The sequence below is a fragment of the Streptomyces sp. NBC_00846 genome, from assembly GCF_045207325.1.
Taxonomy (GTDB): domain Bacteria; phylum Actinomycetota; class Actinomycetes; order Streptomycetales; family Streptomycetaceae; genus Streptomyces.
Genome location: NZ_CP108847.1, coordinates 171,640 through 189,691 on the forward strand (window position 1 = coordinate 171,640; position 18,052 = coordinate 189,691).

The 18,052-nt window shown below is 73.0% G+C and carries 1 protein-coding gene (cut by a window edge); it reads left to right on the plus strand.

The window, feature by feature from the left end:
• A protein-coding gene (locus OG936_RS38390) for a type I polyketide synthase (RefSeq protein ID WP_331755245.1) crosses the window boundary here: on the plus strand, positions 1 to 18,027 show its 3' portion. It extends 15,066 nt beyond the left edge of the window; 18,027 of the gene's 33,093 nt are visible here — the last part of the coding sequence; its start codon lies off the left edge, out of view; its stop codon occupies positions 18,025 to 18,027.
• Positions 18,028 to 18,052: the final 25 nt, after the last annotated feature.

Genomic DNA, 18,052 nt, shown 5'->3' on the forward strand with positions numbered 1-18,052 from the left:
CGGCTGCGCGTCTCGCACGCCTTCCACTCCCAGCGGATGAACCCGATGCTCGAACGGTTCGCCGCGGTCGCCTCCACCGTGACCTTCCGGCCGCCCGCGATCCCGATCGTGTCGAACCTGACCGGCGCCCCCCTCCCCGTCGAGGAGTTCTGTTCACCCGCCTACTGGGTGCGGCACGTACGGCACGCCGTCCGGTTCGCCGACGGCGTGAGCTGGCTCGCCGACCACGGAACCACCCGGTTCCTCGAGATCGGCCCCAGCACCGTACTCAGCGCGATGGCCCAGCACACCCTCGCCGAACGCGACGACGCCGCCACGACGACGATCGCCCCCGCGCTGCGCGACGACCGGCCCGAAGCCGCCACCCTGTTGCACACCGTCGCCGCCGGATGGACCCGCGGCGCCGGCGTCGACTGGGCCACCGTCCTCACCGGCCGGGGCGGCACCCGCGTCGACCTCCCCGCCTACGCCTTCCAGCGGGAGCGGTACTGGCTGCGTCCGGCCGCGGCGGGCGGCGACGCGGGCGTGGCCGGCGGACTGAACACCGGCCACGCCGTCCTCGCCGCCGCGGTCCCGCTCGCCGACGACGGCGGCCTGGTCCTCACCGGCAGCCTGTCGCTGTCCGCCCAGCCCTGGCTCGACGACCACCAGGTCCTCGGCGCCGCGATCCTGCCCGGCACCGGATTCGTCGAACTGGCCCTGCGCGCCGCCCGGGAGGCGGGCTGCGGCGAGATCCGCGAACTGACCCTCCAGGCCCCCCTCGTCGTCCCGCCCGTCGGCCGGATCCGGATCCAGGTCCGGGTGAGCCCCCCGTCCGGCGCCGACGACCGCGAGGTGTCGATCCACTCCCAGCCCGAGGACGGCGACGGCACCTGGCTCCGCCACGCCTCCGGGCTCCTCGCCCCTGAGGCCGAAGCCGAAGCCGCCCGCTTCGACCTGTCCGCCTGGCCGCCGCCCGGCGCCGAACCGGTCGACCTCGACGGCTACTACGACACCACCCTGGCCAGCGCCGGCTACCACTACGGACCGGTCTTCCGCGGCCTGCGCCGCGCCTGGCGCGGCACCGACGCCGTCTACGCCGACATCGTCCTGCCACCGGCGGCCGCACCCGACACCGACGCGTTCGACCTGCACCCCGCCCTCCTCGACGCGGCCATGCACGCCACGACCATCGGAGGCTTCCTCGACGACACCGGCGCCACCCCGCTGCCCTTCCTGTGGTCCGGCGTGACGCTGCAGGCCACCGGCGCGACGGCACTGCGCGTGCGCCTGGCTGCCGCCGGACCGGACGCCCTGTCCATCCAGGCGGCCGACAGCACCGGCCGCCCCGTCGCCGAGGTCCGGTCACTGACCCTGCGCCCGGTGCGCCCCCAGCAGTTGGCGGCGGCGGCCGCGGCCACCGCGGCCAACTCCTCGCTGTTCGCCGTGGAATGGACCGCCGCACCGGCCGCCACCGGTGCCGGCGCCGGCACCGGCGGACCGGCCGACGTGCACGTCCTGCCCGGCGGCCCCGTCACCGAGGACCTCGACGACGCCACCGCCGACCTGGTCGTGTGCACCGTCGGCCCGGCCCGCGGCGACCTCGCCGAGAACGTCCACCGGACCACCGCCGCCGTCCTCGGCCTGATCCAGCGCTGGCTGGCGGGCGAACGGCCCGCCTCCTCCCGGCTCGTCCTCGTCACCCACGGCGCGGTGGACGCCGGCCCGGGCGAGGGCGCCCCGGACCTGGCCGCCGCCGCCGTGTGGGGCCTGATACGCACCGCGCAGTCCGAGAACCCGGACCGCTTCGTCCTCCTCGACCTCCCCGCCACCGGCGGGCCCGCCGGCACGGAAGGCACCCCCGGCACGGAGGGGCCCACCGGCAACGCGACACCCCTCGGCACCCCCACGCCCGCCGACGGCGTCGGCTGGACCGCCGTCCACGACGGCGTCGACTGGACCGCCGTCCGCGACGCCGTCGACCGGGGCGAGCACCAACTCGCCCTGCGCGCAAGCGAACTGCGCACACCACGCCTCGTCCGCCTGCCCGCCCCTGACGGCCTCCCGCTCCCCGCCGACGCACCCGCCTGGCGCCTCGACACCACCGGACCCGGCACCCTGGAGAACCTGGCCCTGGTCCCCGCCGACGCCCCGCCGCTGGAGCCCGACCAGGTCCGCGTGGCCGTCCGCGCGGCAGGCGTCAACTTCCGCGACGTCCTCATCGGCCTGGGCATGTACCCGGAGCCGTCCCCGATGGGCGCCGAAGCGGCCGGCATCGTCGTCGAGGCCGGCCCCGCCGTCACCGACCTGGCCCCCGGCGACCGCGTCTTCGGCCTCGTCCCCGCCGGCCTCGGCAACGTCGCCACCGCCCCGCGCGCCCAGCTCGCCCGCATCCCGCGGGACTGGTCGTTCAGCCAGGCCGCCACCGTGCCCGTCGCCTTCGTCACCGCGTACTACGGACTCGTCGACGTCGCGGGCGCGCGGCCCGGCGAATCTGTCCTCGTCCACGCCGCGACCGGCGGCGTCGGCACCGCCGCCGTCCAGCTCGCCCGCCACCTCGGACTCGACGTGTTCGGCACCGCGAGCCCCGCCAAGTGGGACGCCCTGCGCCGGGCGGGCCTCGACGACGCGCACATCGCGTCCTCCCGTACCACCGACTTCGAAGCCCGCTTCCGGACCGCCACCGGCGGGCGCGGCGTCGACATCGTCCTCAACTCGCTCACCGGCGACATCCTGGACGCCACCCTGCGCCTGCTCGCCCCCGGCGGCCGGCTCGCCGAGATGGGCAAGGCCGACCTGAGGGACCCCGAGCAGGTCGCGGCCGCCCACTCCGGCGTCCGCTACCGCTCCTTCGACCCCTCCGAGGCAGGCCCGCAGCGGCTCGGCGAGATCCTCACCGACATCCTCGCCCTGTTCGACAGCGGAGCACTCCAGCTGCCCCCGGCCACGGCCTGGGACATCCGCGACACCGCCGCCGCGTTCCGGCACATCAGCCAGGCCCGCCACATCGGCAAGAACGTCGTCACCGTCCCCGCGGCACCGGACCCCGACGGCACCGTCCTCGTCACCGGCGGCACCGGCACCCTCGGCGGCCTCCTGGCCCGCCACCTCGTCACCGAACACGGCATCCGTCACCTGCTGCTGCTCAGCCGCCGCGGCACCGACACACCGGGCGCCACCGAACTCGTCGCGGACCTCGAACGGCTCGGCGCCCACGCCACCGTCCTGGCCGTCGACGCCGCCGACCGCGCCGCCCTCGGCGCCGCACTCGCCGGCATCCCGGCCGCCCACCCGCTCACCGCCGTGGTCCACGCCGCCGGAGTCGCCGAGGACGGAGTCCTCGAAACACTCGACGCCGCACGGCTGCACGACGTCCTGCGGCCCAAGGTCGACGCCGCCGTCAACCTGCACGAGCTGACCGCCGGACACGACCTGACCGCCTTCGTCCTCTACTCCTCGGTGGCCGCCCAACTCGGACCCGCCGGCCAGGGCGGCTACGCCGCCGCCAACAGCTTCCTGGACGCCCTCGCCCGGCACCGGCGCGCCCACGGGCTGCCCGCCGTGTCACTGGCCTGGGGCCTGTGGGCCGCGGACAGCGGCGTCACCGGGCGGATGACCGACGTCGACCTCGCACGGGCCACCCGCCTCGGCGCGCCGCTGCAGGCCGCCCACGGTCTCGCCCTGTTCGACGAGGCGAGCACCACGCACCGCTCGCACATCGTGCCGGCCAACCTGGACACCACGGCCCTGAGGTCCACCGCCGCGCCCGTCCCGCCGATCCTGGCCGCACTGGCCGGACCCGCACGGCGACGGGCGGCCGGCGGCCGCGCCACCGACGCCTCCTTCCTCGCCCAGCGCCTCGCCGCGCTCCCGGGCGACGAGCGCCTCGCCCTGGTCGTCGACGTCATCCGCACCCAGGTCGCCCTGGTCCTCGGCCACGGCTCCGCCGAAGCCGTCGAACCACGCCGCGCCTTCAAGGACCTCGGCTTCGACTCGCTCACCGCCGTCGAACTCCGCAACCGCCTCGCCGCCGAGACCGGCCTGCGGCTGTCGGCCACCCTCGTCTTCGACCACCCGGCACCCGCCACGCTCGCCGACTACCTGCTCGGAGAACTCGTCGGCAGCATGCCCGCCGCGCCGCCGAAGACATCGGCGCAGCCGGCGCCCGCCGACGATCCCATCGCCATCGTCGGCATGAGCTGCCGCTACCCCGGCGACGCGGACAGCGCCGACCGGTTCTGGCAGCTCCTCCTCGGCGGCACCGACGCGATGACCGTCTTCCCCGCCGACCGTGGCTGGGAACAGAGCATCGCCGACGCCCGCTTCGCCCTGCGCGGCGGCTTCCTCGGCACCGCGACCCGATTCGACGCCGGCTTGTTCGGGATCAGCCCGCACGAGGCCCTGGCGATGGACCCGCAGCAGCGCCTGGCCCTGGAGGCAGTCTGGGAGGCCTTCGAGGACGCGGGCATCGACTCCACGACCCTGTGGGGCAGACCGGCCGGAGTGTTCCTCGGAGCCGGTTCCAGCCACTACGGCGTCAGCGCCGACCTCCCGCCCGAGGTCAGAGGACACGTCGTGTCCGGCTCGGCCACCAGCGTCATCTCCGGCCGCGTCTCCTACACCTTCGGTCTTGAGGGCCCGGCGGTGACGGTGGACACGGCGTGTTCGTCGTCGCTCGTCGCCCTGCACCTGGCCAGCCAGGCGCTGCGCGCGGGGGAGTGCGAACTCGCCGTCGCGGGCGGGGTCACCATCATGACCAGCCCGGACATCTTCACCGAGTTCCAGGTACTGGGCGGCGTGGCCGGCGACGGCCGGTGCAAGGCGTTCTCCTCGGCCGCCGACGGAACCGGCTGGGCCGAAGGAGTCGGCGTCCTCGTGCTGGAGCGGTTGTCGGACGCGGAGCGCAACGGGCACCAGGTGCTGGCGGTGGTGCGGGGCAGTGCGATCAATCAGGACGGTGCGTCGAACGGTCTGACGGCGCCGAACGGTCCGTCGCAGCAGCGGGTGATCCGTCAGGCGCTGGCGAATGCCCGGCTGACGGGCGCGGACGTGGATGTCGTCGAGGCGCACGGCACCGGGACGCGTCTCGGGGATCCGATCGAGGCGCAGGCGCTGCTGGCGACGTATGGCCAGGACCGTGACGAGGCCGGCGAGCCGCTGTGGCTGGGGTCGGTGAAGTCCAACATCGGTCACGCGCAGGCAGCCGCGGGTGTCGCGGGTGTGATCAAGATGGTGATGGCGCTGCGGCACGGTGTGCTGCCGGCGACGTTGCATGTGGACGAGCCGTCGGCGGAGGTGGACTGGTCGGCGGGTGCGGTGGAGTTGCTGACGGAGTCCCGGGACTGGCCTGCGGTGGAGCGTCCGCGGCGTGCGGGTGTGTCGTCGTTCGGCATGTCGGGTACGAACGCGCACGTGATTCTGGAGCAGGCCCCGCAGCCGGAGGCTTCGGTTGCAGAGACCTCTGTTCCGGGTGTGTCGGCGTGGGTGGTGTCGGCGAAGTCCGAGGCCGCGTTGCGGGCGCAGGTGGAGCGGCTGACCTCGTTCGTCGCGGAGCGGCCGGAGCTGGACCCGGTGGACGTGGGCTGGTCTCTGGCGACGACGCGGGCTGCGTTGGAGCATCGTGCGGTGGTCGTGGGGGAGGGCCGGGAGGAGTTGCTGGCCGGGCTGTCCGTGGCCACGTCGGCCGTTACGGGTGCCGGTGGTGTGGTGTTCGTTTTCCCGGGTCAGGGCTCGCAGTGGGTGGGCATGGCGCGGGAGTTGTGGCAGACCTCGCCCGTGTTCCGGGAGCGGCTGGCCGAGTGCGAGACGGCGCTCGCCCCGTACGTCGACTGGTCGTTGACCGATGTGTTGTTGCGGGACGGTGATGTGGACCGGGTGGATGTGGTCCAGCCGGTGCTGTGGGCGGTGATGGTGTCCCTGGCGGAGGTGTGGCGTTCGGCGGGTGTGGTGCCGTCCGCGGTGGTGGGTCATTCGCAGGGTGAGATCGCTGCGGCGTGTGTGGCGGGCTGGTTGTCGCTGGACGATGCGGCGCGGGTGGTGGCCTTGCGGTCGCAGGCTTTGGTGGCGGTGGCCGGTGGTGGGGGCATGGTGTCCGTGGCTGCCGGCCGGGAAGCGGTCGAGGGCCTGATGCCGGGCACGGTGTCGGTGGCCGCGGTGAACGGTCCGTCGTCCACCGTGGTCTCCGGCGACGCAGAGTCCCTCGGCTCCTTCATGGCCGAGTGTGAACGCCAGGGCATCCGCACGCGCCGCATTCCGGTGGACTACGCGTCGCACTCGCCGGAGATGGACCGGCTCCGGGAGCGGATCCTGGCCGACCTGGCCGGGCTGACTCCGGCCACCGGCACGGTTCCGATGCTGTCCACCCTGACCGGCGAGACCGTCGACGGCGGACTGGACGCCCGGTACTGGTTCGACAACCTCTGCTCCACGGTCGAGTTCGAAGGCGCCGTCCGGTCCCTTCTCGGTCAGGGACAGCGGACGTTCATCGAGATCAGCACCCACCCCGTACTCACGGTGGGCATCGAGGAGACGATCGACGCGACCGGGGCTGACGCCACGGCACTGGGTACCCTGCGACGCGGCGAGGGTGGCATGCGCCGCCTGCTGACCAGCCTCGGCGAGGCATGGGCCACCGGCGTGGACGTCAACTGGTCCGTGCTGCTCACCGGCCGCCATGTCGCTTTGCCGACCTACGCCTTCCAGCACCACCACTACTGGCTCAGCCCCCGCGCCGGCGCAGGGGACGTCGCGGCGGCAGGTCTCGTCGGGGCGGACCACCCGCTGCTGTCCGCTTCGGTCGCACTGGCCGCCGCCGACGACGTGGTGCTCACCGGCCGGCTGTCCCTGCCCGCGCAGCCCTGGCTGGCGGACCACACTCTCCACGGCCGCGTAGTGGTTCCCGGTACCGCCTTCGTCGAACTCGCGCTGCGGGCCGGCCACGAGGCCGGCTGCGGTGACATCTTCGAACTCACCCTTCACGAGCCCATGTTGCTGTCGGCGACCGGCAGCTCACGTATCCAGGTGCGGATCGGAGCGCCCGGGCCCGACGGCAATCGCGACGTGGCCGTCCACGCCCAGGCGGACACCACCGGCGACGACTGGATCCTGCATGCCGACGGCGTACTCGCCGGTGCCCCGGCCTCCGACGTCCCGGCCGCCGAGGTATTCGACCTCTCCGCGTGGCCGCCGCCGGGGGCGACACCGGTCGACCTGGAAGGGTTCTACCCGGCCCTGGCCGACGCGGGCTACGGCTACGGACCGGCGTTCCAAGGCCTGAGCCGGGCCTGGCGCGACGGAGACGACGCCCTCGCCGAGATACGGCTCCCCGCGTCCGCGGGTGAGGACGCCGACCGCTTCGGCCTGCACCCCGCCCTGCTGGACGCCGCGCTCCACGTACTCGGCGCCGCCGGGCTGGTAGCGGACCCGAGCGCAGTCCCGGTGCCGTTCGCATGGTCCGGGGTGTCGCTCCAGGCCACCGGTGCGACCGTGCTGCGTGTCAGGCTGTCCCCGGCGGGCCCCGACACCGTGTCGCTCCGGATCGCCGACGGCAGGGGTGCGCCTCTGGCACGGGTCCGCTCGTTGACCGTCCGTCCGTGGAACGCCACGGACACCGGGCCCACCGTCGGCGACTCGCTCTTCGCCGTCGAGTGGCAGCCCCTGCCCGCTGCCTACGACACCGCGGCCCCTGGCGGCCCCACGTCCGCCACCGAAGCGCCGTGGCAGGTCGAGGACCTCACCACCGCCGCCTCCGGGTCGGCACACGACTCGGCGGCCGACCGGGCACGTGCCCTGACGGTCCGCGCCCTGGACGTCGTCCAGCAGCGCCTGCGCGCCGAAGGCGAGCAGGCCGCCGCCCCGCTGGTCCTGCTGACCCGCTCCGCGGTGACGACCGGCACGGACGGCGCACCGACCGACCCCGCCGCGGCAGCGGTGTGGGGCCTGGCCCGGACCGCGCAGACCGAGCACCCCGGCCGCTTCGTCCTGCTCGACGTCGAGGCCGATGCCGACGACCCGTCCGCACCGTCGCCCGACTGGGAGCGGATCGGACGCGCCGTGACCGGCGGCGAAGCCCAACTGGCCGTGCGTGGCGGCGAACTCCTCGTCCCGCGCGTGGTCCGGACGGCACCGGCCGAACGCCGGGCCGCACCGGAGCCCGGAAGCCTGCGGGGCACGGTTCTGATCACCGGCGGGACCGGCGTCCTCGGCGGCCTGGCGGCACGGCGGCTGGCCGACGACCCCGGCGTCCGGCGGCTCCTGCTGCTCAGCCGGCAGGGCCCCGACGCTCCCGGCGCGGCTGAGCTCGCGGACGCGCTGCGCGACACCGGCGTCACGGTGGACATCGTGGCCTGCGACGTGGCCGACCGCGCCGCCCTGGCGGACGTCCTGGCCACCATCCCGCACGACGCCCCGCTCACCGGCGTGATCCACACGGCCGGGACGCTCGACGACGGCATGGTCGAAGCCCTGACCCCGGAACGCGTCCGGAGCGCACTGCGCTCCAAGATCGACGGGGCCGTCCACCTCCACGACCTCACCGCCGACGCCGACCTCGGCCTCTTCGTCCTCTACTCGTCCGCCGCCGCCACCTTCGGCGCGGCGGGACAGGCCGGCTACGCCGCGGCGAACGCGTTCCTCGACGCCCTGGCCCACCTGCGCCGCGCCGAGGGCCGGCCGGGCATCTCCCTCGGCTGGGGCCTCTGGCAGCAGGCGACCGGCATGACCGGCCACCTGGCGGACGCCGAGGCGGCGCGCGCGGCCGAGCTGACCGGCTCGCTGTCCGCCGCGGACGGCATGGCGCTCTTCGACGTGGCCCGCGCCTCCGGCCGCCCGCACCTCCTTCCCCTGCGGCTCAACACCGAGGCGACCGGCGACGGCGACACACCGCCGATGCTCCGCGCCCTGACCCGCCGCCGACTGCGCCGTGCCGCCGACGTGGCCGAAGCCGCCACGTGGACGCGTCGACTGGCCGAACTCCCCGAGGCCGAACGGACCCGGGCCGTCCTCGACCTCGTTCGCACCGAGATCGCCGCGGTCCTCGGGCACGCGGGACCGCAGGACGTCGAGCCCGGTCGCCCCTTCAAGGACCTCGGCTTCGACTCCCTCCTCGCCGTCCGCCTGCGCAACCGCCTCCAGGCGGCGACCGGCCTGCGTCTGCCGGCCACGCTCGTGTTCGACCACCCCACCGCACTCGCCCTCGCCGACCACCTTCGCGGCCAGGTCACCGGAACCCGGCCCGACACCGTGTCGCCGACCGCCGTCGCCACCTCCGACGAGCCGATCGCGATCGTGGGCATGGCCTGCCGCCTCCCAGGGGGGATCTCCTCCGCGGACGAGCTGTGGGAACTGGTGGCCGGCACCGGTGACGCCATGTCCCCGTTCCCGGCGGACCGGGGCTGGGCCGAAGCCCTGCGCGGCGCGCCGTTCGCACCCGTCGGCGGGTTCGTCCACGACGCGGACCGGTTCGACGCCGACCTCTTCGGCATCTCCCCGCGCGAGGCCCTGGCCATGGACCCCCAGCAGCGACTGCTGCTGGAAACCGCCTGGGAGACATTCGAGTCGGCGGGCATCGATCCGACGTCCCTGCGCGGCAGCGCCACCGGCATCTACGCGGGCGTGATGTACCACGACTACGCCGCGAGCATGGGCCGCGTTCCGGAAGGCGTCGAGGCCTTCCTCGGCACCGGAAACGCCGGCAGTGTCCTCTCCGGCCGAGTGGCGTACGCCTTCGGCCTCGAAGGACCGGCGATCACGGTCGACACCGCGTGCTCCTCGTCCCTGGTCGCCCTGCACTCGGCGGTCCAGGCACTGCGCGCCGGCGAATGCTCGCTGGCCCTCGCCGGCGGTGTGACGGTCCTGGCGACGCCCGGCATCTTCACCGAGTTCGACCGGCAGGGCAACCTCGCTTCGGACGGCCGCTGCAAGTCCTTCGCGGGAGCAGCCGACGGCACGGGCATGTCCGAGGGCGTGGGCCTGCTGCTGGTCGAGCGGTTGTCGGACGCGGAGCGCCATGGGCACCAGGTGCTGGCGGTGGTGCGGGGCAGTGCGGTGAACCAGGACGGTGCGTCGAACGGTTTGACGGCGCCGAACGGGCCTTCGCAGCAGCGGGTGATCCGTCAGGCGCTGGCGAATGCGCGCGTGGCGGCGGCGGATGTCGATGTCGTCGAGGCGCACGGGACGGGTACGCGTCTCGGGGATCCGATCGAGGCGCAGGCGCTGCTGGCGACGTACGGTCAGGAGCGGGGCGAGGCCCGTGAGCCGTTGTGGCTGGGGTCGGTGAAGTCGAACATCGGTCACACGCAGGCGGCCGCGGGTGTCGCGGGTGTGATCAAGATGGTGATGGCGCTGCGGCACGGTGTGCTGCCGGCGACGTTGCATGTGGACGAGCCGTCGCCGCAGGTGGACTGGTCGGCGGGTGCGGTGGAGTTGCTGACGGAGGCGCGTCCGTGGCCGGTGGCGGACCGTCCGCGGCGCGCGGGCGTCTCGTCGTTCGGCATCAGCGGCACCAACGCCCACGTCATCCTGGAGGCGCCTCCCACCGCACGGGCCGTCGCGGCGGCCCCGGTACCGACGCGTTCCGGGCTTCCTGCTCCGGTGCCGTGGGTGGTGTCGGCGAAGTCCGAGCCGGCGCTGCGGGCGCAGGTGGAGCGGCTGACGTCGTTCGTGGCGGAGCGGCCGGAACTGGATCCGGTGGACGTCGGCTGGTCGCTCGCGACGACCCGTGCCGCGCTGGAGCACCGTGTAGTGCTGGCGGCCGGCGGGGATGTGCTGGCGACCGGCACGTCCGCTGAGGGGCGGACCGCGTTCCTGTTCACGGGCCAGGGTTCGCAGCGTGCGGGGATGGGGCTGGGTCTGTATGGGGCGTTCCCGGTGTTCGCGGAGGCGTTCGACGCGGTGTGCGCGCGGCTGGACGTCCGGCTGGAGCGCCCGCTGCGGGAAGTTCTGACCGACGGCGTCGACCTGGACCGGACCGGCTGGGCGCAGGCGGGGCTGTTCGCCCTTGAGGTGGCGCTGTTCCGGCTGGTGGAGTCGTGGGGCGTGACCCCGGATGTGCTGCTGGGGCACTCGCTGGGCGAGATCAGTGCGGCGCATGTCGCGGGGATCCTCGACCTGGACGATGCGTGTGTGCTGGTGGCGGAGCGGGGCCGGCTGATGCAGGCGCTGCCCGCGGGTGGCGGGATGCTCGCTGTTCAGGCGACCGAGGCCGAGGTCGCCGACTCCGGTCTGGACGTCGCGGCCGTGAACGGCCCGAACTCCGTTGTGCTGTCGGGTGAACTGGACGCGGTGGAGCGCTACGCCGTCGAATGCGCAGAGCGTGGCCTGCGGTTCAACGTCCTGTCGGTGTCGCATGCGTTCCACTCGGCTCTGATGGAGCCGATGCTGGACGAGTTCGCGACGGTCCTGAACGGCCTGACGTTCCGTGCCCCCCGTATCCCGGTGGTCTCGAACCTGACCGGCGCCGTTGCCGAGCCGGGTGCCATGCAGCAGCCCGCGTACTGGCTGAACCAGGTCCGCGGCACGGTCCGCTTCGCCGAGGGCGTCACCGCCCTCGCGGCCATGGGCGTGACCCGCTGCCTGGAACTCGGCCCCGATGGTGTGCTGTCGGGCATGGCCCAGACCGGCGCCGAGGACATGCTCTGCGCCCCCGTTCTGCGCAAGGACCGCGACGAGAGCGACACCGTCCTGACCGCCGTGAGTCGTCTGTGGACCTCTGGGGCCGAGGTCGACTGGACGATGGTGTTCGCCGGCTGGGGCGGCCAGGTGGTCGATCTGCCGACGTACGCCTTCCAGCGCGAGCGATTCTGGCCGCAGCCGTCGGCGACGTCGGCCGCCGGCGACGGCCTGGACTCGGCGTTCTGGGATGCGGTGGAGCGTGAGGACCTGTCCGAGCTTGCGGGTCTGGAGTCGGCGTTGCCGGCGTTGTCCGCGTGGCGTCGGCGTCATCAGGAGCGTTCCACGGTCGATGCGTGGCGTTATCGGGTGATGTGGCGGCCGTTGGATGGTGTGGCGTCGTCGTCTCGGGTGTTGTCCGGGGTGTGGGCGGTTGTGGGTGCTGGGGATCCGGGTGTGTCTGCGGCGTTGTCGGCTGCGGGTGCGTCGGTGGTGGGTGTCGGGGTGGAGGAGGTTGCGGGGCTGTCCGGTTTGGCTGGTGTGGTGCTGGTGGCGTCGGGTGTTGCGGAGATGTTGTCGGTGGTGCAGGGGCTGGCTGGTGTGGATGCGCCGTTGTGGGTGTTGACGCGTGGTGCGGTGTCGGTGGGTGGTTCGGATCGGTTGGGTGATCCGGGTCTGGCGGCGGTGTGGGGTCTGGGCCGGGTGGCGGCGCTGGAGGTTCCGGACCGTTGGGGTGGTCTGGTGGACCTGCCGGAGGTGTTGGACGCGCGGGCGGGTGCGCGTTTCGCGGGTGTCCTGGCGGCACTTGGTGGGGAGGATCAGGTCGCGATCCGTGGGTCGGGGGTGTTCGGGCGTCGTCTGGTGCGTGCGGTGCCTGCCGCGGCGGTGGAGGGGTCGTGGTGTCCGAGTCCGTCGGGGACGGTGCTGGTCACGGGTGGTACGGGTGCGTTGGGTGTCGAGGTGGCGCGGTGGTTGGCGGGTCGGGGTGTGCCGCATCTGCTGCTGACGAGCCGTAGTGGTGTGGCGCCGGTGGGTCTGGTGGAGGAGCTCGCGGGGCTGGGTGCGCGGGTGACGGTCGCGGCGTGTGATGTGGCGGACCGGCAGGCACTTGGGGCGGTTGTCGCGGGCATTCCCGGACAGTGGCCGCTCAGCGGTGTTGTGCATGCGGCGGGTGTGTTGGATGACGGTTTGTTGGAGGGGTTGTCGCTGGAGCGTCTGGTGTCGGTGATGGCGCCGAAGGTGGACGGTCTGGTGAATCTGGATGTGGTGACGGCGGGGCTGCCGGTGGAGTGGTTGGTGGTGTTCTCGTCGTTGGCGGGTTCGGTGGGCAGTGCCGGGCAGGGTAACTATGCGGCGGCGAATGCGTGTGTGGATGCGTGGGTGGAGTGGCGTCGTGGGCGTGGGTTGCCGGCGGTGTCGGTGGCGTGGGGTCCGTGGGCCGAGGGGGGTATGGCCGCGGATGGTGTGGTGGTGGAGCGGCTGCGGCGTGGTGGGGTGCGTCCGCTGGACGCGGAGCTGGCGTTGCGGGTGTTCGGTGAGGCGATCCGGTCCGGTGACACGGATGTGACGGTGGCGGATGTGGACTGGGAGCGGTTCGTTCCGGTGTTCACGTCGGCGCGTGCGAGCCGTCTGCTGGCGGACCTCCCGGAAGCGGCCAAGGTGTCGTCGGTGTCGTTGGGCGAGGCGGCCGCGTCGGGCCTGCGGGAACAATTTGCGACGGTTCCGGCGGGGCAGCGGCAACAGATGCTGCTGGACTTGGTGCGGGGGCAGGCCGCTGCCGTTCTCGGGCATGCCGGGGTGCAGGGCGTGGAGCCGGGCCGGGCGTTCCGGGAACTGGGCTTCGACTCCCTGATGGCGGTCGAACTGCGCAACCTGCTCTCCGCGCGGACCGGGCTGCGTCTGCCCGCCACCCTCGTCTTCGACCACCCGGCACCGTCGGTCCTGGCCGACCACCTGTCGGCCGAACTGGCCGGTGACGGCGTCGGTATCGCGACGGCGACCGAGACGGCGGCCCTGGCGCTCGCGCCGGTGGACGAACCACTCGCGATCGTGGGCATGGCATGCCGCTTCCCGGGCGGAGTCACCTCGCCCGCCCAATTGTGGGACCTCGTCGCCGACGGAGTCGACGGCATGTCGCCGTTCCCGGCCGACCGCGGCTGGCCCGCCGACGCACCCGGCGGCGTAGGCGCGTTCGTTGCCGACGCAGACCGGTTCGATGCCGGGTTGTTCGGGATCTCGCCGCGTGAGGCGCTGGCGATGGACCCGCAGCAGCGGCTGCTGCTGGAGGCGGCCTGGGAGGCGTTCGAGTCGGCGGGGATGGACCCGCGGTCGCAGCGCGGCCGCAGCGTGGGCGTCTTCGCCGGCACCAACGGCCAGGACTACGGGCAGGTCCTCGCGGCGTCGCAGGACACCGGTGACGGGCACGCTGCCGTGGGGAACGCGGCGGCGGTGCTGTCGGGCCGGGTCTCGTACGCCTTCGGGCTGGAGGGTCCGGCCGTGACGGTGGACACGGCGTGTTCGTCGTCGCTGGTCGCGCTGCACTGGGCGGGGCAGGCACTGCGGGCCGGTGAGTGCGAACTCGCCCTGGCCGGTGGTGTGACGGTCATGGTCACCCCGGGCGCGTTCGTGGAGTTCGACCGGCAGGACGGTCTGGCGTCGGACGGCCGGTGCAAGGCGTTCGCGGGAGCGGCCGACGGCACGGGCTGGGGTGAGGGCGTCGGCCTGCTGCTGGTGGAGCGGCTGTCGGACGCCGAGCGCAACGGGCACAAGATCTTTGCGGTGGTGCGCGGCAGCGCGGTGAACCAGGACGGTGCGTCGAACGGTCTGACGGCGCCGAACGGGCCGTCGCAGCAGCGGGTGATCCGCCAGGCCCTGGCCAACGCCGACCTCACGACCGCTGACGTCGACGTGGTCGAGGCGCACGGCACGGGTACGCGTCTCGGGGATCCGATCGAGGCGCAGGCGCTGCTGGCGACCTACGGCCAGGAGCGCGGCGAAGCCGGTGAGCCGTTGTGGCTGGGGTCGGTGAAGTCGAACATCGGTCACACGCAGGCCGCCGCGGGTGTCGCGGGCCTGATCAAGATGGTCATGGCGATGCGGCACGGCGTCCTGCCGGCGACGCTGCACGTGGACGAGCCGTCGCCGCAGGTGGACTGGTCGGCGGGCGCGGTGGAACTGCTGACGGAGGCACGTCCGTGGCCGGTGGCGGACCGTCCGCGCCGCGCGGGCGTCTCGTCGTTCGGCATCAGCGGCACCAACGCGCACGTCATCCTGGAGCAGGCCCCGGAGCCCGAGCCGCTTCCGGTTGCCGCCCCGCGACAGGCGCCTGGGCTGGTCCCGTGGCCGGTGTCGGCGCACTCCGAGATCGCGTTGCGGGCTCAGGTGGAGCGGCTGGGATCGTTCGTGGCGGAGCGGCCGGAGCTGGATCCGGTGGACGTCGGCTGGTCGCTCGCGACGACCCGGGCCGCGCTGGAGCACCGAGCGGTGCTCACCTCCGGCGGGGATGTGCTGGCCGCCGGCACGGCCGCTGAGGGCCGGACCGCGTTCCTGTTCACCGGCCAGGGCTCGCAGCGCATGGGCATGGGGCTCGGGCTCTATGCGGCGTTCCCGGTGTTCGCGGAAGCGTTCGACACCGTGTGCGCCCGGCTCGACGTCCGCCTGGAGCGCCCGCTGCGGGAGGTTCTGAGCGACGGCGTCGACCTGGACCACACGATGTGGGCGCAGGCGGGCCTCTTCGCCCTCGAAGTCGCACTGTTCCGCCTGGTCGAGTCGTGGGGGGTGACCCCGGATGCGCTGCTTGGCCACTCGCTGGGTGAGATCAGCGCCGCACACGTGGCGGGCATCCTGGACCTGGACGACGCGTGTGTGCTGGTGGCGGAGCGTGGCCGGCTGATGCAGGCGCTGCCCGCGGGCGGCGGCATGCTCGCCGTCCAGGCCACCGAGGCCGACGTCGCCGACTCCGGCCTCGACATCGCCGCGGTCAACGGGCCCCGGTCCGTGGTGCTCTCCGGCGACGTGGACGCGATCAAGCGCTACGCGGTCGAGTCCGCGGAGCAGGGCCTGAGGGTCAGGAACCTTGCGGTTTCGCACGCGTTCCACTCGGCTCTGATGGAGCCGATGCTGGACGAGTTCGCGAACGTGCTGTCCGGACTGACGTTCCACCCGGCTCGGATTCCCCTCGTCTCCAACCTGACCGGAGCCGTCGCCGAGCCCGGTGCCATGCAGGAGCCCGCGTACTGGCTGAACCAGGTCCGTGGCACGGTCCGCTTCGCCGACGGCGTCACCGCGCTCGACGCGCTGGGCGTGACGCGATACGTGGAACTGGGCCCGGACGGAGTCCTGTCGGGCATGGCCCAGGACACCGTCTCCGATGCCGTGTTCGTCCCTGTCCTGCGCAAGGACCGCGACGAGACCGACACCGCCCTCACCGCGGTCGGCCGCCTGTGGGCGATGGGTGGCGAGGTGGACTGGACGGCGGTGCTCGGCGGCTGGGACGGCCGGACGGTCGACCTGCCCACCTACGCCTTCCAGCGCGAACGCTACTGGCCGCAGTTGCCGATGCAGGAAGTCCAGGACTCGTGGCGTTATCGGGTGATGTGGCGGCCGTTGGATGGTGTGGCGTCGTCGTCTCGGGTGTTGTCCGGGGTGTGGGCGGTTGTGGGTGCTGGGGATCCGGGTGTGTCTGCGGCGTTGTCTGCTGCGGGTGCGTCGGTGGTGGGTGTCGGGGTGGAGGAGGTTGCGGGGTTTTCCGGTTTGGCTGGTGTGGTGCTGGTGGCGTCGGGTGTTGCGGAGACGTTGTCGGTGGTGCAGGGGCTGGCTGGTGTGGATGCGCCGTTGTGGGTGTTGACGCGTGGTGCGGTGTCGGTGGGTGGTTCGGATCGGTTGGGTGATCCGGGTCTGGCGGCGGTGTGGGGTCTGGGCCGGGTGGCGGCGCTGGAGGTTCCGGACCGTTGGGGTGGTCTGGTGGACCTGCCGGAGGTGTTGGATGCGCGGGCGGGTGCGCGTCTCGCGGGTGTCCTGGCGGCACCTGGTGGGGAGGATCAGGTCGCGATCCGTGGGTCGGGGGTGTTCGGGCGTCGTCTGGTGCGTGCGGTGCCTGCCGCGGCGGTGGAGGGGTCGTGGTGTCCGAGTCCGTCGGGGACGGTGCTGGTCACGGGTGGTACGGGTGCGTTGGGTGTCGAGGTGGCGCGGTGGTTGGCGGGTCGGGGTGTGCCGCATCTGCTGCTGACGAGCCGTAGTGGTGTGGCGCCGGTGGGTCTGGTGGAGGAGCTCGCGGGGCTGGGTGCGCGGGTGACGGTCGCGGCGTGTGATGTGGCGGACCGGCAGGCACTTGAGGCGGTTGTCGCGGGCATTCCCGGACAGTGGCCGCTCAGCGGTGTTGTGCATGCGGCGGGTGTGTTGGATGACGGTTTGTTGGAGGGGTTGTCGCTGGAGCGTCTGGTGTCGGTGATGGCGCCGAAGGTGGACGGTCTGGTGAATCTGGATGTGGTGACGGCGGGGCTGCCGGTGGAGTGGTTGGTGGTGTTCTCGTCGTTGGCGGGTTCGGTGGGCAGTGCCGGGCAGGGTAACTATGCGGCGGCGAATGCGTGTGTGGATGCGTGGGTGGAGTGGCGTCGTGGGCGTGGGTTGCCGGCGGTGTCGGTGGCGTGGGGTCCGTGGGCCGAGGAGGGTATGGCCGCGGATGGTGTGGTGGTGGAGCGGCTGCGGCGTGGTGGGGTGCGTCCGCTGGACGCGGAGCTGGCGTTGCGGGTGTTCGGTGAGGCGATCCGGTCCGGTGACACGGATGTGACGGTGGCGGATGTGGACTGGGAGCGGTTCGTTCCGGTGTTCACGTCGGCGCGTGCGAGCCGTCTGCTGGCGGACCTCCCGGAAGCGGCCAAGGTGTCGTCGGTGTCGTTGGGCGAGGCGGCCGCATCGGGCCTGCGGGAACAACTTGCGACGGTTCCGGCGGGGCAGCGGCAACAGATGCTGCTGGACCTGGTGCGGGGGCAGGCCGCTGCCGTTCTCGGGCATGCCGGGGTGCAGGGCGTGGAGCCGGGCCGGGCGTTCCGGGAACTGGGCTTCGACTCCCTGATGGCGGTCGAACTGCGCAACCTGCTCTCGGCCGCGACCGAGTTGTCGTTGCCGTCGACCCTCGTCTTCGACCACCCGACCCCCGACACCCTCGCCGACCACCTCCACACACAACTCGCCCCCGGCGAAGCACAGCAGACGGCCTCGATTGCCGAAGAGATCGACCGGCTGGAAGCGGCCCTGCTGACGCTGTCACAAGCCGAGGGCGAACAGTTCGACGTCTCGGGCCGACTGCAAGCCCTCCTGGCGAACTGGCGGAAGAGCAATGCCCCCGATGAAGAGACAGCTGCCGACGACGCGCTGGACCAAGCGGCCAGCGCCGACGAAGTACTGCAGCTGATCCAGAAGGAATTCGGGGGACCGAAGTGAACAGCGTTCAGACATATCCCGTGAA